This window comes from Candidatus Nitronauta litoralis (genome assembly GCA_015698285.1).
Classification (GTDB): domain Bacteria; phylum Nitrospinota; class Nitrospinia; order Nitrospinales; family Nitrospinaceae; genus Nitronauta; species Nitronauta litoralis.
On the sequence record CP048685.1, the window covers coordinates 2,716,423 to 2,737,201 of the forward strand.

Annotated in this window: 20 protein-coding genes; 8 read left to right on the forward strand and 12 right to left on the reverse strand. The window is 46.8% G+C overall.

The window, feature by feature from the left end:
- Positions 1 to 183: 183 nt before the first annotated feature.
- Complete coding sequence (locus G3M70_12345; GenBank protein QPJ62619.1) at positions 184 to 1,587, forward strand: M24 family metallopeptidase; 1,404 nt, start codon at positions 184 to 186, stop codon at positions 1,585 to 1,587.
- 12 nt (positions 1,588 to 1,599) lie between these two features.
- Here the strand turns inward: G3M70_12345 and bcp are convergent, their stop codons facing one another.
- From bcp to G3M70_12375, 6 genes are all read right to left on the reverse strand, one after another.
- On the reverse strand, positions 1,600 to 2,079 hold the full coding sequence (bcp, locus tag G3M70_12350) for a thioredoxin-dependent thiol peroxidase (protein QPJ62620.1): 480 nt from the start codon (positions 2,077 to 2,079) through the stop codon (positions 1,600 to 1,602).
- A complete protein-coding gene (locus G3M70_12355; GenBank protein QPJ62621.1) occupies positions 2,076 to 2,525 on the reverse strand; it encodes a hypothetical protein in 450 nt (149 codons plus the stop codon). The genes bcp and G3M70_12355 overlap by 4 nt, the downstream gene beginning before the upstream one ends.
- Positions 2,526 to 2,656: 131 nt before the next feature.
- Positions 2,657 to 4,300: a tetratricopeptide repeat protein gene (locus G3M70_12360; protein ID QPJ62622.1), complete on the reverse strand. Its 1,644-nt coding sequence runs from the start codon at positions 4,298 to 4,300 to the stop codon at positions 2,657 to 2,659.
- 30 nt (positions 4,301 to 4,330) lie between these two features.
- On the reverse strand, positions 4,331 to 4,855 hold the full coding sequence (locus G3M70_12365; protein QPJ62623.1) for a DUF1566 domain-containing protein: 525 nt from the start codon (positions 4,853 to 4,855) through the stop codon (positions 4,331 to 4,333).
- 1 nt (position 4,856) lies between these two features.
- A complete protein-coding gene (gene gatB, locus G3M70_12370) occupies positions 4,857 to 6,296 on the reverse strand; it encodes an Asp-tRNA(Asn)/Glu-tRNA(Gln) amidotransferase subunit GatB (GenBank protein ID QPJ62624.1) in 1,440 nt (479 codons plus the stop codon).
- Between the two features lie 101 nt (positions 6,297 to 6,397).
- Positions 6,398 to 7,138, reverse strand: coding sequence for an SDR family oxidoreductase (locus tag G3M70_12375; GenBank protein ID QPJ62625.1), 741 nt, complete (start codon positions 7,136 to 7,138; stop codon positions 6,398 to 6,400).
- Between the two features lie 64 nt (positions 7,139 to 7,202).
- On the opposite strand from G3M70_12375, the gene G3M70_12380 reads away from it, so the two are divergent.
- From G3M70_12380 to G3M70_12395, 4 genes are read left to right on the forward strand one after another with little or no spacing between them, the layout of a single operon-like run.
- The gene (locus tag G3M70_12380) at positions 7,203 to 7,529 is read left to right on the forward strand and encodes a hypothetical protein (protein QPJ62626.1); all 327 of its coding nucleotides are present in this window, start codon (positions 7,203 to 7,205) and stop codon (positions 7,527 to 7,529) included.
- Between the two features lie 39 nt (positions 7,530 to 7,568).
- Entirely contained in the window at positions 7,569 to 7,772 is a 204-nt protein-coding gene (locus G3M70_12385) for a hypothetical protein (protein QPJ62627.1), read from the forward strand.
- 3 nt (positions 7,773 to 7,775) lie between these two features.
- Positions 7,776 to 8,447 (forward strand): response regulator transcription factor, encoded by a 672-nt coding sequence (locus tag G3M70_12390; GenBank protein QPJ62628.1) that lies wholly within the window; start codon positions 7,776 to 7,778, stop codon positions 8,445 to 8,447.
- 11 nt (positions 8,448 to 8,458) lie between these two features.
- On the forward strand, positions 8,459 to 9,895 hold the full coding sequence (locus G3M70_12395; GenBank protein QPJ62629.1) for a heavy metal sensor histidine kinase: 1,437 nt from the start codon (positions 8,459 to 8,461) through the stop codon (positions 9,893 to 9,895).
- Between the two features lie 91 nt (positions 9,896 to 9,986).
- On the opposite strand, the gene G3M70_12400 is transcribed toward G3M70_12395, so the two are convergent.
- Positions 9,987 to 11,498, reverse strand: coding sequence for an aldehyde dehydrogenase family protein (locus G3M70_12400; GenBank protein QPJ62630.1), 1,512 nt, complete (start codon positions 11,496 to 11,498; stop codon positions 9,987 to 9,989).
- 216 nt (positions 11,499 to 11,714) lie between these two features.
- Here G3M70_12400 and G3M70_12405 point away from each other — a divergent pair, with 216 nt between their 5' ends.
- Both G3M70_12405 and G3M70_12410 read left to right on the forward strand, forming a co-directional pair.
- Complete coding sequence (locus G3M70_12405; protein ID QPJ62631.1) at positions 11,715 to 13,892, forward strand: HAD-IIB family hydrolase; 2,178 nt, start codon at positions 11,715 to 11,717, stop codon at positions 13,890 to 13,892.
- Entirely contained in the window at positions 13,885 to 16,278 is a 2,394-nt protein-coding gene (locus tag G3M70_12410; protein QPJ62632.1) for a sucrose synthase, read from the forward strand. Before G3M70_12405 ends, G3M70_12410 begins: the two co-directional genes overlap by 8 nt.
- 34 nt (positions 16,279 to 16,312) lie before the next feature.
- Here G3M70_12410 and G3M70_12415 read toward each other — a convergent pair whose 3' ends face one another.
- The 5 genes from G3M70_12415 to G3M70_12435 all read right to left on the reverse strand — a co-directional run bounded on the left by G3M70_12415 (position 16,313) and on the right by G3M70_12435 (position 19,472).
- Positions 16,313 to 16,738, reverse strand: a complete 426-nt coding sequence (locus G3M70_12415; GenBank protein QPJ62633.1) for a hypothetical protein — start codon at positions 16,736 to 16,738, stop codon at positions 16,313 to 16,315.
- Between the two features lie 112 nt (positions 16,739 to 16,850).
- A complete protein-coding gene (locus G3M70_12420) occupies positions 16,851 to 17,660 on the reverse strand; it encodes a DnaJ domain-containing protein (protein QPJ62634.1) in 810 nt (269 codons plus the stop codon).
- A gap of 10 nt (positions 17,661 to 17,670) precedes the next feature.
- Positions 17,671 to 18,246: a hypothetical protein gene (locus G3M70_12425; protein ID QPJ62635.1), complete on the reverse strand. Its 576-nt coding sequence runs from the start codon at positions 18,244 to 18,246 to the stop codon at positions 17,671 to 17,673.
- Positions 18,246 to 18,515 (reverse strand): zinc-ribbon domain-containing protein, encoded by a 270-nt coding sequence (locus tag G3M70_12430; protein ID QPJ62636.1) that lies wholly within the window; start codon positions 18,513 to 18,515, stop codon positions 18,246 to 18,248. The genes G3M70_12425 and G3M70_12430 overlap by 1 nt, the downstream gene beginning before the upstream one ends.
- A 15-nt stretch (positions 18,516 to 18,530) precedes the next feature.
- Positions 18,531 to 19,472, reverse strand: a complete 942-nt coding sequence (locus G3M70_12435; protein ID QPJ62637.1) for a hypothetical protein — start codon at positions 19,470 to 19,472, stop codon at positions 18,531 to 18,533.
- A gap of 101 nt (positions 19,473 to 19,573) precedes the next feature.
- Here G3M70_12435 and G3M70_12440 point away from each other — a divergent pair, with 101 nt between their 5' ends.
- Complete coding sequence (locus G3M70_12440) at positions 19,574 to 20,713, forward strand: glycosyltransferase (GenBank protein ID QPJ62638.1); 1,140 nt, start codon at positions 19,574 to 19,576, stop codon at positions 20,711 to 20,713.
- Positions 20,714 to 20,779: the final 66 nt, after the last annotated feature.

A 20,779-nucleotide genomic window follows, 5' to 3' on the forward strand; every position in this document is an offset into this window, starting at 1 on the left:
TTTTTTGCCCGCAAAGTTTGGAGTCAAATTAGAAAGTTTTCAAAATTTTGTGCAGAATCAAACTGAGTGGGTATAAAAGGTCTGCTAATCTTTACCTGAGCTGTTAATCTGGGCTACTGATGAAGCGTCCCGAGACAGGTTTGAAAAATAACGAAATAATATTGAAATTAGAAAGTTGTCGAAATGAAAATTGCCAGAAAAAAAAGTTATTCAGGAGTTTTCCGTGATGGGGGCGCTGGGCCTAATGCTAAAAAAAGGTTTCGGCTAAGACGCCAGAAGCTAATGAAACAAGAAAATAAACTGATGGTTTTAACCGGGGTTCCCTATGGCCCTGGTGCCGAGACTCTTTGGACCTACGCGCATTGCCCGACCTATCAAGAGCCGACCATAATGCACCTGACTGGTGTCAATCAGGCAAAGGTTCTTCTTTTGTTGGATCCAGGTGCTAAGGGTGCAGACGAAATACTTTTCGTAGAAAAGAAAAATCCGAAAATGGAGTTTTGGGATGGATTGCGTTTTGGAGTAGGCGACCCAAAGAGCCTCGCGGAGGTTAAAAAGGTAACAGGTTTTCGTGAAGTCCGGGATATCGCTGAGTTTGATCTCGTGTTCAAGGAGCGCCTTTCCAAACAAAAGAAAAAAGAAGTCGGTACTTTTTGGCTTGAGGGCGGTGCTGGAAAAAATAAAAAGAAGGTCACAACAGATCACAACTGGGCTTTTAAAAAGCGGATCGACAAGCTTGTCAGGAATGCCTGGGGAAAAGGTTTTCCTGTGTCGAATATCATGAAATCACATTTTGATTTGCGGCTGCCCTTGGATAAGTACGATGTGAGTAATACACTCAAAGCACAGAAAATTACTGGCCTCGCCTTTCGCGAAACTCTGAAGGAGTTCCGCAAGTTTAAAAACGAATGCCAGATTCAGGGGCACCTGGAAGGACGAATGTTGTTCCGCTCGGCTTTTGGTTTGAGCTTTCCCAGTATTATCGCTTCAGGTCCCAATGCCACTGTTTTACATTATATGAAAAACGATGATGATTTTACGCCAGATGAGATGGTGTTGATGGATTTTGGAGTGCGGTGGATGACAATGCACGCCGATATTTCAAGAACAGTACCGGCATCCGGTAAGTTCAACCCTATGCAAAAATTACTTTATGAAATTGTTTTGGGAGCGCAGATAGCGGTTCAGAAAAAAGCTCGAGCCGGGGTCACTATCGAGGAGTTAAATACCGTTTGCTGGGAGACCCTCAACAGAGAACTTGACGAACAGTTTCATGCCCGAGGTGGAGAAAGTAATTTAGAGTATAAAAGCAGGCCGCACGGGGTAAGTCATTTAATTGGAGAACAGGAGCATGATGGCGACCCTTTCCGGGATTATACGAAGCAACCCATGAAAACAGGTTGGATGATCAGCAATGAGCCCGGTCTTTACGGGAAATTTCGCATTAAAATTGGCCGGAAAACCTATAAAGAGCAACTTGGAATCCGACTGGAAGACAATCTTCTGATAACGGACAAGGGGTGCCGAAATCTTTCGGTTAGTGTGCCAAAACAGGTGAGCGAAATTGAGGCTTTAATGCGTGGGTGAAAAAGGAAGGTTCTAAATATCTTTTAGGGCGGCGAGCACTTCGTTGACATGCTCTTTGACCTTCACCTTTGGGAATATTTTTTTCAATACACCTTGCTTGTCGATGACGAAGGTTGATCGGACAATCCCCATGAAAGTTTTTCCATAAAGTTTTTTTTCTTGCCAGACCCCGTATTTATTTACAACCTTGTGGTCTTCGTCACTGATCAGAGTGAAAGGTAAATCGTATTTTTCGATAAATTTTTGATGGCGTTCAGGAGAATCGACACTGACACCAATAATTTCCGTACCTTTAAACTTTTTGATTCCATCACGGAAGTCGCAAGCCTCGGTGGTACAGCCGGGAGTCATGTCTTTTGGATAAAAGTAAAGGACAACGTTCTTCTTTCCACGGAAAGAACTGAGTTTGATCTTGTTGCCATCCTGGTCAAGAGCTGAAAAGTCGGGGGCTTTCGCCCCCTCCTTTAGAACCTTTACTGCTGCTTTACTCATATTTTATTTTTTTCCGCCCAGCTTCTGGATTCCTTGAGAAGGGACTCAATGATTTGCTTTAATTTCTTGGCGGGAGTCCGTGAAGTCGATTTATTATTCAGACTACGGGCTTGCCCCAGCAGATCACTCAGTTCTTTGATCAATGAAGCGGGAGCCGGTTTTCCGGCTTCGCAAACAGACTCAATATGAGTTACCCCACGCTGAAGAATACCGTCAATTTGGAGGCCCCACATGGAATCCGCTCGAAGGCGTGTTGATTTTTCCATGAAACGCCAGATACCTCCATCGGCTTGAATCACTTCATAATCGCCACGGATTTGTTTTGCGGTTTCCTTGCAATCCTCAGCCAGAGCCAATCCTGAGCTACTAAAAAATAAGATCACTGATCCCAAGAAAATCGCTCGAATCGACTTCAAACGGGGTTTAGTTTTCGTGCAGGTGGTCATGTCCCTCTCCTTTTCTGGGGATCCAAATTTTAAAAAAGGCCTGTACGCCTCCATTGTAGATGATTCTATCAAATCAAGAATAAGAATCAAAGTCAAACGATTAATCCCGACCTGTTCCTTTCGGAAATATTTTATTCAAAGACCGGATCTTGAGCTATTTTTTTGAATGCCGGATCTGATCTAAGCTTTTTCAATCCGGCAGGGTTTATTTCTTTTGCCTCTTTCAGATTCTTTAGTACTTCGGAATCGTTCCCAGTGTTTGCGTAAGCTTTGGCCAAAAGGATACGATGGCTGAACAAATGGGAATGTGTCGGGTGTGTGACCAGTGTTTTTTCAAGAATAGCAATAGCCCGGTTGAACTGTTTGTCTCCGAAATAGGCCATCGCTGTATTCAATTTACTGTTCAGGTTATTGGGATCCATTCGCAGCGCCATGGAATACAGGTTTACGGCCCGCTGATACATTCCGTAGTGTGCAAAAATCTCACCCTTCTGATTAAGCGCTTCCGGCGGGTTCATATACCAGTTGTTTTCAGGTCCAGTTGGCGGTATGGAGTCTTCTTTGGGCAATTCATCAAGGCTGATTTTAGCTATTTCTCCCGGGTCGCCAAGTTCTACAGCCTGAGTGTAAAATTCCTTCGCTTGCTTGAGATTACCGCGCATCACATAGAGGTCCCCTAACTCCTGAAGACCTTTTGCCTTCAGGTTCTTGTTGTCTCCTGCACTTTTTAATAAATCATTTACAGCCTGCTCGGCCACTTTTATCCTGAGAAAAAGGCTGGCCAGCCCAACCAGAATCTGGCGGGTGTTTACATTTTCTGGATCCAGTCGTGCCGCTGTCTGGATTTCAAACAGGGAGAGTCCGTACTCCCCTTCCTTGTAAAGTTTTTGTGATCGACCCAGGTGATATTTTGCGGGCTCAATCTGTGTGGGTAGCTTTTCCGGGCCATTTGTCCGGAGAAATTCAAGGAGGACCCGGGCCGCCTCTACCTGAGGATGGAATTTCAATGCATCATCCGGATCACTTTGCCGGGTATCATAAACCCGGTTGAGGAACCTCTTGGCCATAGCCATATTATTCTGCGTCGCGTAAGCATAGCCCAATTGATAAGCCGCTTCGAGATACTCTGGATTCAACTCAAGGGCTTTGGAAAAGGATTCAATCGCCTGGGGAATCTCATTCAAATAGTTGTAATTGAGTCCCATTTGAAATGCATAAGCTTCATTTTTGGGGTCTAGCGATGCTGCTTTTTTTAAAGCCTGGTTGGCGTCTTTCATTCGGCCTTGAGCCGCCAGGGTCAGAGCAGCTTCATAATGGGCTTCAGGTCGCTCTGGATGTTGCTGGACAGCTATATTACAGGAGCGTTCTGCCAGGTCGACTACCCCCAATTGCCGATACAACTGGCAATGGTGATAATGTACCGCAGGGTGGCGCGGTTGGATATCCCGGGCTTTTTGCATAGCTTTTTGTGATTCCACATACTTGCCAACCTCAAAAAGCAACAGAGATTTGAGAATAAGGGGGGTCCCTTTGTGAGGGGATTCATGCTCCAGGCTTTTAACGATCGTCAGTGCTTGAGCGAACTTTTTGTTTTTTGCGAGTTCCAGGATCTGTAGATACTCGGGTTTGGATCGGTCGGTCTTGGAAAAATGTGGGTCCCATAATGCAATGTCGATATTGGGAAAAGTGGCTGATGCGTTTAGAGGAAATAGCAACATGGTAACCAACGCTGCCGGTATCAAATGATAACGATTAAAAATATTAGGACACTTCATTTTGCAAACGATTCCTTTCAGGATGCGTTGTTAATTTCGAACCGCACGGACAGTTTTCCGGGAACGGGATTTTTTTGGTGCCGAGAACCGGTCACCAGTGTTGAATACAACCCCAAAGGCATTAAAGTTTCCATTGCCTTCTGAGGACCATTGCGCTCCCCCGCCTTCCCTCCCAAAAATAGGGTCTATATGGATAACCATTTCATGGCCAACCTGTTTGCTGTTTATTTTGTCTTTCTCGTAAAGGCTTTTTAGTTCCTTTAACGTTGGGAGCCGCCAGTCGATATGGCCTGCGAAGGCTTCTTCATTCAAGGCGTCAATATATTTAAAAGCCTCAAACCAGTTTAGCCAGTGACCCGTTGTAATATAGGAGTCTTCTTTCAACCACATCAATCCGGTTTTCGAATCCGTAATCGTGTGGTTTCCATGGTCAATGAACCGTTGATCATCTGAATTTGTTTCAGCAATGGCAGTAACTCCGAAGGATGGCACTATTAAAAAAAGGAACAGCAAGGATTGGGCAGTGTGTGATTTCCATGAAAAGTAATTAGCCATTTTATCCTCGAAGTTTTTGCTGAAACATTTTGTTGACCAGTCCAGGATTGGCCTTCCCCTTGCTGGCTTTCATCACCTGGCCGACCAGAAAACCGATGACTTTGTCTTTGCCGGATCGGTACTGCTCGGCCTGGTCCGGATTGGCAGAAATGACTTCATCAATCAGGCTTTCTATTGCCCCTTCATCTGAAATTTGTACCAGGTTTTTTTCTTTTACCACGATCTCTGGAGATTTTCCGCTCTGGATCATGTCTTCAAATACTGTTTTGGCGATCTTGCCACTGATCGTATTGTCATGAACCATGCTCAACAATTTCGCTAGATTCTCAGGCGAAACCGGGCATTCGGTGATATCTTTGTCCGCGTTTTTCAACTCCCTCAAAAGTTCAGACATGATCCAGTTACTGATTGCTTTCGGCTGATTGAAGGCTCGGATGCAGGCTTCAAAGTAGTCCGCCAGTTCCCGGGATGCTGTCAACACTCCAGCGTCGTATTCTGGAATACCGTATTCCGTTACAAAACGCTGGCTTTTTTCTTCCGGCAATTCAGGTAACGCTTCTCTGGCTCTTTTTATCCATTCTTCGTCGATGACGATGGGCGCCAGGTCCGGTTCAGGAAAATAGCGATAGTCGTGCGCTTCCTCCTTGGACCGCATGCTGAATGTCACACCCCGCTCGGCATCGTATAGTCGGGTTTCCTGGACCACCCTGTCTCCTTGTTTTAATACCTGGGCCTGGCGTTTAACTTCATACTCGATGGCTTTTTGTACAAATTTGAAGGAGTTGATATTTTTCACTTCCGCGCGGGTGCCCAGTTCCTTCTCGCCAACGGGCCGGATGGAGACATTGGCATCGCACCGGAAACTGCCTTCTTCCATGTTGCAATCGCTGACTCCAGAGTACTCCAGAATGGACCGTAGGATCATTAAGTATTCACGGGCCTCTTCAGCAGAACGAATCTCAGGCTCACTGACAATTTCGACCAGAGGCACACCGGTCCGGTTAAAATCCACATAGCTTTTGCCCGGGTTTCCCAGGTTTTCTCCGTGGATCGATTTTCCCGCGTCTTCTTCCATATGGATTCGAGTGATGCCAATGATCTTTGGGGTGCCATTCCCCTGCAATTTAATCCGGCCATGCCGTCCTATAGGAAGCGTAAACTGGGAAATCTGGTATCCCTTGGGCAAATCCGGGTAGAAATAGTTTTTTCGATCAAAGACATTGGTTGGTTCGACCTCACAATGGGTGGCAAGGCAAGCTCTGAGGGCGTATTCGACGGCCTTTGCATTGAGAACGGGCAAAACCCCGGGCATACCCAGGCAGATCGGGCAGGTATTTTCGTTGGGCTCGCTACCAAAGCGGGTGGAGCATGAACAGAAGATTTTACTTTCAGTTTTTAGCTGGGCGTGGACTTCCAACCCAATGACGGTTTCAAATTCCATAGTGGGTATTTCCGATATGTTTAAACTTAATAGGGACAGACGGGATTTTAGCGATCACAAACCTGACCGTCAACCTGCAAAGGGTTGAGCCTGCAGGCGTGTTAATTGGCGGTACACCCGCCATCTACGGGCAGGACAGTCCCGGTAATGAATGAGGATACATCGCTGGCGAAAAACAGGCAGGCCTGGGCCACATCCTGTGGTTTGCCAAACCTCCCGATCGGGTAGCGTTTGGATAGCTCGTCGATCCACTCTTTGTTTTCCATCATTCCCTCAGTCATTTCCGTCTCAATCAATCCGGGGCAGATGGTATTCGATCGAATCCCTTGAGGGCCATATTCGACTGCTAACGATCGACTGAACTGCGACAAAGCTGCTTTGGAAGCATTGTAGGCGGCAGTTTGCGGTGCCGCAATCATTCCCAGAATTGAGCTGATATGGACAATACTGCCTTTCCCCCGTTCCAGCATTGAAGGGATCACATTTCTGGTTAGCAGGAAAACTCCTCTGAGATTGATATCCAGTACTCTGTCCCATTCCTCCGGCGCCATTTCATGTAAAGGAGCCATGGCAAAGGTTCCGGCATTGTTTATCAGAATATCGATTGATTCGAACCTGGATCGGGTTTCATTTACCAGTCTGCCAACATCAGTTTCCTGGGTGATATCACCCGATATGGTCAATACATCCCCATTGAGAGCCTTTTTTGCTTCTTCCAATCTATCCTGACGCCTTCCAAAAAGAACCACCTTTCCGCCTTCTTTTAAAAACAATTCAGCGCAAGCAAGGCCGATCCCGGTCGCTCCTCCAGTAATGATGGTTGTTTTTCCCGCAAGTTTCATTCAGGCTCCCTGGTGGTATCCTTATTAATTAATTTATATAATACTATCAGGATTTGAGTCCTTATTGAACTTTGGAGGTTTTTTATATGCAGGGGTTGAATTTGAAAAAAAAGGGCCAATTATGAAAATAAGCTGGCTTTATTATTTTTTCGGCGCTTTTATTGGGGGAGTATGTGGGGTCGTGATTTGGCTTATATTGCTTATGGTCGAAAGATCCGGCCAACCCATTCTTTCAAGCCTCCCTCAAAAATTCGGAGTTTTTGGGGTATATTTGCAGCACCTGTATAACGTGTTACCCTTATTTACTATTATATTAGGTGTGGTCCTTGTTAGAAAAATGTTCCCGGAACGGTTTGAAGAAGATGAAGATAAGAAGCCAAATGCATCCTGACTTTTCAAATAAAAAAACATTCGCCCTGGAATTTATTAGATGAGTAAAAACTTCAATAAAAATTTACTGAAAGCACTGGACACCACCAAAGAATCGCTCTCCATCTGCAAACAGGCTATGGAGGATACCAATGACCAGAGCTGCCGAGCCATGTACGCAGCCATGATCAAGGACTGTGAAAAGCATATTGATATGATCTCAGGTGAAATTGAATTGCACAAAGTTCAGAAAAAATGGGATTAGCCGATGCGGATATTGATAGTCGAAGATGAAAAAAAAGTCGCAGGATTCATCAAAAAAGGTTTGGAAGAAGAAACTTACGCAGTGGACGTTGCCTACGATGGTGAAGAGGGCTTGCTTTTGGCAGACACGAACCAGTACGACCTGATCGTACTTGACCTGATGTTACCAAAAATGGGAGGACTGGAAGTCCTCACCCAGTTGCGCGATAAACGGGTGAACACTCCGATTCTTTTACTCACCGCCAAGGATTCTGTCGAAGACAAGGTGACCGGCCTCAATAAGGGGGCGGATGATTACCTCACCAAACCCTTTGCATTCTCAGAGCTTTTGGCCCGTGTCCGTTCGCTCCTGCGCCGTGGTCAGGCAGAAACGCAAACGGTGCTTCAGGTCAGCGACCTCACATTGGATTTGATCAGTCACAAAGTCAATCGCAATGGGGAAGAGATCGAACTGACTGGTAAAGAATACAGCCTGCTTGAGTATTTCATGCGCAACGTGGGCAAAGTGCTCACGCGAACCATGATTGCCGAGCATGTCTGGGATTATAATTTTGATACGTTTACCAATGTGATCGATGTTTACATCAATCACTTGCGTAAGAAAATAGACAAAAGTCACGAACAAAAACTGCTCCACACCCTGAGGGGTGTGGGTTATGTAATGAAAGAATCCTGAGGGGTTCTACCATGGTGTTCAATACCATCCGTTCCCGGCTAACCGCTTGGCATGTCTGCCTGCTGGCAGTCATTCTCATCCTGTTCTCAGCCGTTCTGTATTTCTTCCTGTCCAAACGTCTGCACGAAAGTATCGACAACTCCCTTAAGGTCTCCGCCAGTGTGGTCCGTAAAACGGCGGGCATGCAGTATTCACGTACCCCTTTGCCGGGACTCGAATATTTCTTCGAGCAGTTTCTGGGATACGGCAACCTCAACAAGTTTTACCGGGTTTACGATGGCTCGGGCAATGTCGGGTCGCGTTCAAAAGGGATCGATGCCTCCAAATTTCCTTTAAGTCAGGAAGCCTACACCCGCGCTTTAAAAGGGGACGAGACTTTCGAAACTTTCCAGGTTGAAGGCAACCATACGATCCGCGTCATCACCATGCCGGTTCTTCGTGAGGAAACCCTGGTCAACCTCATCCAGGTAGGCACTTCGCTCAAAGGCATCAAAGAAACGTTAAAAAACCTGCGCATCTTTTTCTTTACCTCGGTACCCCTGGTGTTGTTGTTCAGTACACTGGTCGGACGCTTCATGGCCCGTCGGGCTCTGGAACCGGTGGCAAAAATCACCGAGACCGCCCGCCAGATTTCACATGCTCCGGATTTGAGTCGGCGTATTGAAGAGCCGGAAGTGCAGGATGAAATCGGCAAGCTGGCCAACACCTTCAACGAGATGATGGATCGGCTCGAGGGATCGTTTCGTCAGATGCGCCAGTTTTCAAGCGACGCCTCGCACGAACTGCGTACGCCGTTGACGGTGCTGAAGGGGCAGAGTGAACTGGTCCTGAGTAAACCGCGCAGCCTTGCAGAATACAGGGAAGTGGTTTCAAGTAACCTTGAAGAGATCAACTACATGTCCAAGATCCTCGACGATCTGTTCACTCTCGCCAAGTCAGACGAAGGGAATCTGAACATGGAGTTCCAGCCGGTGGATTTCCATGCCATCATTGAGGATGTGTGTCGTCATGTGGAAGTGCTGGCCGAAGAAAAGAATCAGAAGGTGGTGATCGCCTATCTGGAGCCCGTTGTGATCAATGGAGACCCGCATCGTTTGAGGCAGATGGTGTTGACACTGGTTCACAATGCGATCAAATACACACCGGAAAATGGAGAGATCAAAGTGGCGCTGGAGGATCAAGGCAACAAGGCGGCTTTCACAGTGTCGGACAATGGCATGGGCATCCCTGACAATGATTTGCCGATGATCTTCAATCGTTTTTATCGGGTGGATAAGGCGCGTTCCCGGGACCAGGGCGGCAGCGGGCTGGGGCTTTCCATCTGCAAATATATTGTGGAAGCCCACGGTGGAGAAATTGATGTGGAAAGTGAAATCGGCGTCGGCTCCCGCTTTAAAATACTCTTACCCAAGATGGATGTGGTCGAGAAAAAGAAAAACGCAGCGTAAATAGTTTACAATTTTAAGCAAGATAATATTTAAATAAGAAACCCCCGCTATTCAATGTTTAAAACTTTTTTCCGGAACCTGATACTTCTCGTCAATGCAACTGCACAATGACATTTTTCACCTGTGTGTAGTTCTCAACGGCGTGCAGGCTCATCTCGCGTCCGTAGCCGCTCTGCTTGTACCCACCGAAGGGGGCGTTGGCATCGAAGATGTTATGACAGTTCACCCACACCGTGCCTGCTTTTAACCTCGCGGCAACTTTATGCGCCTTATTGATGTCTTTGGTCCATACACTGGCAGCGAGTCCATAAACCGTATCGTTGGCCTGGGCTACGGTGGCTTCGATATCATCAAATGGAGCGGCGACCAGAACCGGACCGAATATTTCCTCGTTAACGATTTTCATTTTATTATGGATACCACTGAACACGGTCGGTTGCACATAACTGCCAGCACCCAGCGGCCCGGAATAGCGTTCACCTCCTGCCAGTACATTGGCGCCCTCTCCCTTGCCTGAGTCGATATAACCCATCACGCGGTCCTGTTGCTCTGTTGACACCAGCGGCCCCATTTCCGTATCGGGAGCCATGCCGGGTCCGACCTTGATGTTTTTGGCCTTCTCCGCTACACGCTCGACCAGTTCGTCATAAACGTTTTTATGGACCATAAGGCGCGACCCTGCGGCACAGCACTGGCCGTGATTGAAGAAAATGGCACCGGCGACTCCATCGGCGGCGAGGTCGAGGTCGGCATCCGGGAATACGATGGCAGGCGATTTACCGCCCAGTTCGACCGTCACGCGCTTCAAATTACCAGCGGAGGCCTTCACGATTTCGTGTCCGATTTCCGTGCTGCCGGTGAACGCGACTTTGTCGACATCGGGGTGGTTGGACAGCGCTGCCCCTGCATCGCCGAATCCGGTGACGATATTGACTACACCTTCCGGGAAACCCGCCTCTTGAAACAGGTCGGCCAGCAGCAGGGCAGATAGCGGGGTCTGTTCCGCTGGTTTTAAAACGACACAGTTTCCTGTAGCCAAGGCCACTCCCAGTTTCCAAGCGGCCATCAGCAGTGGAAAATTCCAGGGGATGATTTGTCCGACCACGCCCATTGGCTCGCGCCGGGTGTAGTCGAGAAACTCCGCGCCGGGTGCGTAGGGAACGCTGAGATCGAGCGTTTCTCCGTGGATTTTTGTGGAGAGCCCTGCATAGTAGCGAAAATGGTCGACTGTGAGTGGCACATCCGCTGCACGGGCGATTGTCAATGGCTTGCCGTTGTCCAGGGTTTCCAATTGAGCGAATTCCTCCGTGTGTTGTTCGATGAGGTCCGCAAATTTCCAGATGAGCCTGCCTCTTTCAGAGGTTGTCATTTTTCTCCAGGGACCTTCTTCAAACGCCCGGCGAGCCGCCTGTACGGCACGGTTGATATCTTCTTCTCCGCCTTTGGGAACACGGCACAATTCGTTCAAACTTGAAGGGTCGGTTACAGCAAATGTTTCCCCGCTGGCGGCATCGACACGTTTCCCCCCAATGAGCAATTTATGGGACGAGTTTAAAAATTGTTGAACCTCAGGGATGGGTTCCGGTACGGCGACGGTATTCATGGTGGTCTCTCTTAATATGTGGAAAGAGGAACTATTGTGTTCCTGTTAAAAATTCAAGTTTCATTATGCGATAATTTTATAGTGTCCCCTCGAGTTTGAAAACCTTTTTTCAATGAAATTTCTCAACCTGCTAATATAGCTAACTTGCAAAGTGCCTGATCCCTTTAAGGTTGCCCTTCAGGGGGGCATGGTGTTAATTCATTCTCTACATTTTTTATGCAAGATATTTCCAAACCCGGCTACTACATTCTCTTGTTCAGTCTGCACGGACTGATCCGTCACCGTGATGTGGAACTGGGGCATGATGCCGATACGGGTGGACAGGTTAAATATGTTTTGGAGATGATGGAACACTTATCCCGCCGGCCCGAGGTAGCACGGGTCGATTTATTCACCCGCCAGATTAAAGACAAACGGTATTCACCTGACTACTCCAACCCGGTGGAGCCGATCAATGACCACTCGCGTATTGTTCGTCTTCCCTGTGGTGGCGGACGATATATTCGAAAAGAAAAGTTATGGCCTTATCTGGATGAATACATCGACCAGGTTCTCCGCTTTTTAAAACACGAGCCCTATACACCGGATTGGGTTCATGGACACTATGCCGATGGCGGGTATGTGGCGATGAGACTGGCGGAATATTTGGGATCCCCCCTGGCTTACACAGCTCATTCTCTTGGACGACCCAAATTTCAAAAGCTGTCGCAGGAAGGTTTGAGCGATGAAGAGATAGAAAAAAGTTTTGGTATGGCCAGGAGAATTGAAATTGAAGAAAGTGTGCTTGGGGTAGCGGACCATATTTTTACCAGCACTCAACAAGAAGCTGAGGAACAATACGGATTGTACGAAAACCATGGTAATGCGGATTACACCGTGAATCCCCCCGGGCTCGATCTGGAACTGTTTTATCCCTACGATGACGAGGACAATGTGGATATTCTCGGGGAGGAAGTTCGCGATGCCTTTTTGCAGGAGTTGAATCAATATTTCTTTAAACCGGAAAAACCTCTTGTTTTGGCTCTTTGCCGGCCTGACAAAAGAAAAAATATTTCAGCATTGATCCATTCCTTCGGTCAGAGCGCAGAGTTGCAGTCCAAAGCAAACCTGGCCGTGTTCATGGGTATTTCAAGAAACATGGCAGACATGGAGGAAAGAGAACGGGCGGTACTGGCTGATGCTCTAATGCTGATGGATCAATACGGGTTGTATGGAAAGATGGCCTTGCCAAAAAAGCCGGGGTTTCGGTTTGAAGTGCCGGAGTTCTACAGAATTGCGGCCAGGCTTAAAGGCGTTTTTGTGAATCCCGCGTTGACGGAACCTTTTGGAATTACTCTGCTTGAATCTGCAGCATGTGGCCTGCCTATTGTTGCCACCAACCACGGAGGACCTGTTGATATAGTTCAAAACTGTACCAATGGGCTGTTGGTCGATGTCAGCCATGTGGAGGAGATCAGTCAGGCTATCCTGAAAATCCTGAATGATCCCGATCTGTGGAATCGATTTTCAAAGAGTGGAATAGAAAACGTTCGCAAGGTTTATAGCTGGGGGTCCAGTATCCAACGGTATCTCGATCGAGTGACTTTAAAAGCATTATCAGGTTCAAAGTCCTTCAGTATTTCCAAAAGGAAAAACCCGGTTGCCCAGAAGTTGATGCAGGTTGAAAGAATGGTGGTATGCGACATCGATAATACCCTGACAGGAAATCCTGAATCGACCGCACGTCTTATCGACCTGCTCAGCCAAAACCGAAACAGGATTGCTTTTGGAATTGCCACGGGGAGAACTATCGACTCTGCCTTGAAGCACCTTGAGAAGAGCGATGTTCCCGTCCCTGATTTCCTGATCACCTCGGTGGGCAGTGAGATTTATTATGGAAGCACTGCTTTTAAGGATAATGGTTGGACCACGCACATAAATTACAAATGGGATCGTGAAAGAGTTCGTGAATTGATGTCTGGCGTGTCGTTTTTAGAGCCTCAGGAGGTGGAAACGGAAAGGGAATATAAAATAAGTTATTTCATGGAGCCGGACCCACTCCACGTTCAAACTGTACGTGATCTCCTGTCCTCCGAAAGAGTTCGGCACAATTTGATTTATTCCCACCAGCGTTATCTGGACATTCTTCCACAGCGAGCATCGAAAGGAAAAGCCTTGCGATACCTCAGCTTTAAATGGGGACTGCCGCTGAACCGGTTTCTGGTTGCGGGGGACTCAGGAAATGATGAAGAAATGCTGCGCGGAGAGCCTTACGGGATTGTTGTTGGAAATTACAGTAAGGAAATGGAAATATTGAGAGGAAAATGGCGTATTTATTTTGCAAACAAAACTCACGCTGCGGGCGTGTTGGAAGGGATTCAGCATTACCGTTTTCTGGAGATGAAAAATGATTGAGCCGGTTCCACCGATTTGTCCGTTTGATGAAAATGAATTGCCAATTCTCCGCGAGTTTGTGGCTTTCCTGAGGCATGGAAGCAATAATCATTTGCTTCGTAATGAATTGGTTTTGCAATCAGAATCTTTCGATAGGAAAAAGACTATAAATACAACCCAACCCGATTTGATGGAGACGGTCTTAAGGAAACTGCAGTATGTGCAGGAATTGCTGTTATTTGAAAGCCATGCGGTATTTCAATATCGGGAAGGTCCTGAGCGCTACATTATTTTTTCTCTTGGGGAGGGGGATGTGAGCCCCGTATTGATGTCCGGGGATGAATTACTGGAGTGCCGTGAAAAAATGGCCGGGTTAACACCGGTTTCGCCTGAACAAAAACTGGAAATTGATTTCAGTTCGTTTTGTTCCTCGGTTCCGTTAGTTAAATCAGACGAGGAGATCGGAAAAGGGCAGGGGGTTTTAAATAAATATGTGGCAGACAAATTCAATATTGACTGCGAATCAATGCAGAAAAGTTTCCTGAAGTTTTTGACCTCGCGATTTCTGGAAGGCCGATCAATCTTACTTGATGGAAACCTGATAAAGGGATTTAATCAGTTGGGGACTTCCCTTGATAAAGCGTTGGAGTTTCTGAAAGCGGTTCCCAAAGAAGTTTCCCTGCCTGCCTTGCAATCTTCTTTAAATCAGTATGGCGTGCTCCCGGGGTTTGGGAATTGTCCTTCTAAAATAATTGAAAACCTGATGCGGTTGAAAAGGATTTTTGATTCGCCCAGTGAATCCGATCTTGAAACTTTTCTTTCTTCTTTGCCGTTGGTTTCCCGGGTGGCGGTAATTTCGCCCCATGGATGGTTTGGTCAGGATAAAGTGCTGGGGCGACCGGATACTGGCGGCCAGATTGTTTATATCCTGGATCAAGTCAAGGCGCTTGAAGCATTTTTGACCAGGCAGCTACAGGCGGCGGGTGTTGATTCAATCCCAAAAGTTTTTGTGCTGACCCGGTTGATTCCAGAAAATGATGGCACGACATGCAACGAAAGACTTGAGAAAATAGAGAGCACTCGAAACAGCTGGATATTGAGGGTTCCATTTAAGGACGAGAATGGGGATACCTTGCCAAACTGGATTTCCCGTTTTCATATCTGGCCTTATCTGGAACGGTTCGCTCTCGATGGGAAGGAAGAGTTGATTTCCGAATTTGGTGGTCAACCGGAACTGGTTATTGGTAACTATTCGGACGGGAATCTGGTTGCCTCCTTGTTAGCATCAAAAATGGATGTGGTGCAATGCGATATTGCTCATGCTCTGGAGAAATCCAAATATCTTTTCTCAGCACTTTACTGGAAAGATATGGAAGCCGATTATAAGTTTTCTCTTCAGTTTACGGCAGATCTGTTGGCAATGAACCAGACTGATGTGGTGATCTCGAGTACGGCCCAGGAAATTGCAGGTACCGATACGGTTATGGGGCAGTATGAGTCCTATTTTCTTTATACCTTGCCCGAATTGTACAAGGTCAAAAACGGAATAAGCCTGAGGCATCCGAAATTCAACGTGATATCCCCCGGTGTCGATGAAACCATTTATTTCCCTTACCACGACCAGGGACGCCGTTTGAAGGAGACGACTCAAAAACTTGAAAAGCATTTGTTCGAGGAGGAAGGAACAGGTATTTTCGGTACCTTGGAAGCCCCGGAGCGAAAACCCATTTTCACCATGGCCCGTCTCGATAAAATCAAGAATTTGACAGGACTCGTGGATGCATTTGGGCAGAGTGGGGAATTGCAGGAAACGGCCAACCTCGTTGTCGTTACCCGAACCATTCGAGAAGAAGGAGTGACGGACGAGGAGGAGATGCTGGAACTGTCAAAAATGTATGACCTGATCAGCCGGCATAATCTGCAAGGAAAAATCCGCTGGATGGAGAATGAGTCACGTGAAAATGGCGCAGAATTTTACCGTATTATTGCTGACCGGGGTGGAGTGTTTGTGCAGCCGGCTTTATTTGAGGCTTTCGGATTGACTGTCCTGGAGTCAATGGTGAGCGGGGTACCCACCTTTGCCACCCAGTTTGGTGGGCCGATGGAGACCATTCAGAATGGTGTGAACGGATTCTGGGTCAACCCCACGAAGTCGGAATTGCTGAGTGGACCCATACTTCAATTTTTTAAAGACTGTGAGAAGGATCCTCAAAACTGGAAGCGCTTGTCCGAGGCGGGGATTCAGCGGGTCAAGGAAGGGTATACCTGGAGTCTGTATTCAGAAAAACTGGTGAAATGTGCGAATCTTTTCCGCTTCTGGAATTTTTCAGAACACGATGAAAAGAAAAAACAAATAAACCAGTACTGCAATCTTATGTATCACAGTCTATTTAAAAGTCGCCTGTGAATTTGACAGAAACAGGAATTCAAATGAGTACTTACTATCGTATCCAGATCAGGGGCCGATGAACCCAGGCCTTGTCCCCTGCAGCATCCATCACTTCCACCCAGTTATTCTTAACCCTCATCACTTTCATTGAAAAATACTTATCCACCGGGCTCCATTCCACGGGTTTGTGTTTGGTCCCGGGGCCTGTTCGTAGATTGGTTTTATCCTGTTTGATGACAGCGCATTTAAATTTTTTGGTGAACAGCTTCTGGTGCGCCCAGTAGATATCTCCATCCAGGTCCTTAACCTTATACCAGGCGCCTTTTCGAGCAACTTTTTGAAGGGGCATGTATTTTAATACTTCCCACAGTTTTTCGTGTTTGACTCCAGGCCCTTTTCTAAGGTTGGCTTTTTTTGTTTTGATGCACAAGGCTTCAGCAGAGTTTCCTGAAACAAACAGGAAAGCTGCAGTCACCATCAAGACAGCAAAGAATCTGTTTAAGTAAGTCCAGTTAGTTTTTAAAGTCATTTTTTATAGAGAAATAAAAGAAGAAGGGTTTTCTGGGGGCGATGATAGCTGGTCAGGTCATTTAGGGTTTGTCAGGGCCGTTATCTGATTCTTTTCCATGATACCCGGATTCCGGATCGGTTGGGAATTGTTTTCTTCCACCCATTTCGAGAAGAAACAGTCCTCCCGTGATGAAGGCATAAATGAGGGCTATTTGCATGAATATACGTTCAATTGAGGGTCCTGGAATTTCTTCCTCGTTGATACGGTAAGTTATCGAGAACATGGGTTTCTGGATTTTGTCGTCGATATTCACGCGATCATACAATTCCATTTTTACTCTTTTGACACTGGTTTTGTTTTCTTCGGTTTTTAAAACGAGGGTGTAGGAAATATTGTTAAAAAACCGTTCCTCAATGTTTTTTTTAGTCACAACCCCATCCAGACTGGTGAAGAATTTAAAGAAAAATAATGCGCCGAGAATGGAAATTATCAGGGTTTTGTAATTGAACAGCAGTTTTTGGTTACGTTCTTCTTTGGGGATGCCGCCTGTGTTGGAGCCGACAAAAAATGAGTGCAGGTGGGGCGTTACGAAATCCCAATGAAAGTAGGGGTAACCGGAATAATGCCGTTGATAAAAGTTTCCATAGGGAGGCGGTGGTTGCTGCCCGGGTGGATTGAGCGTTGCATCGTAGGCTCTGCGCAGATTCAGGTTGGACAGAACCTTGTAGGCTTGAGCCACCTCAGCAAAACGAGTCTGGTCCGCTTCCGTTGGGTCGGGTATCCGGTCTGGATGCAGTTTCTTTGCAAGAGAACGGTACGCTTTTTTTATTTCGAGATACCCGGCGGTGGGACTTACCCCAAGCACTTGGTAATGATTTTTTTCAGTCACAGAACTGGATTTATTTTGATGGGGTAAGACGTCGCATGACGTTTACCAGAATAATAATGAAGAGTAGCGTGACAACTATGCTGGATATTTTAAATCCCTTGAGTTGTTCAATTATGAAAGGGCCGGATAAAACACTCAGAAATGTGTAAAGACCGGCAAACAACAGGTTGCCCGTAATTGAATACGCGACGTAGCGTTTGGTGTTGTATCGGACCATACCCGCAAAGGGTGGAACGATTTTAGAGACCGCAAACAAAAAGCGTCCTAACACAATTAGTATCGCCGGTTTTGATTGCAACATTTGATTGGTGAACGCGATGGCCTTGTCCATTTTTCTGACCCAGGAAAACTGCCTCCAATATTCGATCCCGGTTTTGTAACCAAGGAAATAGAGAAACAGGTCGCCGATCAACCCACCCAGAAACCCACACACCGCCACTCCGATGGGGTTCAGTGTCCCTGTAGATGCGGCAATGCCTCCGAAAATGATGAACAGGGGAATGCCGAAATGGTCAAAGTAGGTGCCGATCAGGATGATTCCGTAGCCGAAATCACTGACCCAGCGCTCGATGTTTTCCGGGGACATCACCCGCAGGCATCACACAGCAAATTGGACAGGGCGTTCATACAGCAACAACCCGCATAAGTTCCGGCACCGGAAACAGCAGAATTGGTGAAGTTTTCTTTCATGCTGGGACGACCGTATTGAGGTGGCTGTTGGTAATGTTGTGGCGGTTGCGGTTGTTGGTATTGCTGCGGTACTTGAGGATCCGCATCCGGATTTATCTGGTTTCCGCACTTGGTGCAAAAATTTGCCTGGTCCGAGTTTTCCGACCCGCAACTGGGACAAAACATGAAGGACTCCTTCGATTAAAAATCCTGACAATTAAACAATAACTTTTGTGTTTTGGGTTTCTTTGACACGAGTGCATCAAACACCGTCGCGCATTGCCTGTCAAGGCCATGAGTGAGGATATTTGATACGATGGAATGCGATTCATTGAGTTCCAGACGCGGCAGAAGTTCCAGCATATTCATACGCTGTTCGTGCACGCGTTGCTGATATCGATTATAGATGGTTTTTAACCAATTTTCATTAGCAGACTCGACATTATCTTCTGCCCGGAGAATCAAATTGAATTCCTCGGAATCGAGGTCTTTGTGCAGATCCTCCATGGAATCCAGCAGATACAGGATTCGACCGAGGTGATCAAACCACCGTGCTAGGACTTCGTGCCGGTCCGGTTCAATTTTCCCACGGAAAGGCTGGGACATGATATAGGAGAATAATTCTCCCCATTGGCTAAGATGGAGGTCGATATCTTTCAGGGAAGGATCCCTTTCCATCCGGTTGAGTTTATCCTGTTCTTTCTGGACGACATCAAGGTCAATGTTAAATTTTTCAAACTGCGCGATCTGTCCTTTAAATGTTTTTTTCAGTCGGCCTGCTAGAAACCGGTTGTATTTTTTGATCCAGAATCCGGTTTCGTCATGCAAATCGTCCTGGAATTTCACCTGAAACGCCAACAGGGAGAGAGCGGCACCCAGTTCAACCGCTTCGTGGTCCGGGGGCAGGGCCGGAACTTTCACCAGAGGTAATCCACTGCACCGGTCCTTGACCGCTCCCATATCATGAACTACCATTTCGTTATACAACATGGCAAGGAATGCGGCTTCATAGCTGTTTACGAAAGCGTAAAGGCGGTTATTGCTGCGCACCAGGTTTCGGCAGACACTGCAGTAGTACAATTTGTAATACATGCAGTCCTTGACCAGCATTTCCATTTTGTAGGGTTTGACCAGTCCCAGCATATTTTGTAATGCCTTTTAATTTGTGAGTTTGAATGCCCTTGTACAGGCTTTTAGAGGGAAAAAACTCCCGTTAAGTTTCACCTCTCTCCATATTCTAGCAAATGGCTTTGCTCACCGTCCTTCAATTCCTGTTTATTCTTTATATAGTCATTTATCTAACAGTCAACATGGTGCATTTGATCAAGCTGGAACCGGTCAGGGGACCACAAAAAAGAACGCCTCAGGTATCGGTGTGCGTGCCGGCGCGTAACGAGGAACGGGGCATTGAAGCCTGTCTCACTTCACTGTTAAATCAGGACTATCCCAATTTTGAAGTCATTGTGGTGGATGATGGTTCGACCGATGGTACCTGGCGAATTATCAGTAGACTGGCCGAACAATATACAAACCTGGTGCCACTCAAGGCTCCTCCTCTCAAGGAAGGGTGGTATGGAAAACCGCATGCTCTGCATCATGCAATGGAGCATGCAGGTGGCGAGGTGCTGGTGTTCACCGATGCAGATCCGGTGTTCGAGCCTTTTGCGTTGGCGACAGCCGTCTATAACCTGGAAACAAGGGAACTGGACTTACTCACCTTGATGCCCAAAGCCGAGTTCGGATCATTCTGGGAAAGAGTCGTCCAGCCGGTAGTATTTGGATTTATCGTTGCCAAAACGCGTCTTAAGAAAGTGAACAGTACGGAGCACAAGGATGCGATTGGTTTCGGGGCTTTCATCATGATCCGTCGGAAACTCTACGAAAAACTGGGGGGGCATGAATCGTTGCGTCAGGCCATTCTTGAGGATATTGGATTGGCAAAACTTGCGAAGAAAGAAGGGGGACGGTGCCTGGTAGCGGATGCCAAAAAACTTTTTTCCATCCGGATGTATCATTCACTTGAGGAAATCTGGATCGGCTGGAGAAAGAATATCTTTCTGGCGTTAAAGCGATCCATTTGGCGCACGCTTTTTAATGTTGGTTGTCTGCTCGGGTTTCTGGTCACACCTTATTTTTTTGCGGGATATCATTTACTGGCAGAATCTCACTGGTTGCCGCTCAGCCTTTCCTGGGGAGGACTTGGTCTGGTGTGGCTTACCGGAACGGGGTTGTGTGAGGAATTGGGGATCAAACGTTCTAACCAGTTTCTGTTTTTTCTGGGAGGGCTGATGACGGCGGCGATAATAATCAATTCGATGGTGTTTATTTTGAAAACTGGAAGTTCTGAATGGCGCGGGCGTTCCTATGCAAGCCCAATAAAATAAAGGATGTTTTTCAAGTGTCGAGTCAAATTCAAAAGCAAAGGCGAGATTCTTCAATCCACGATGTTT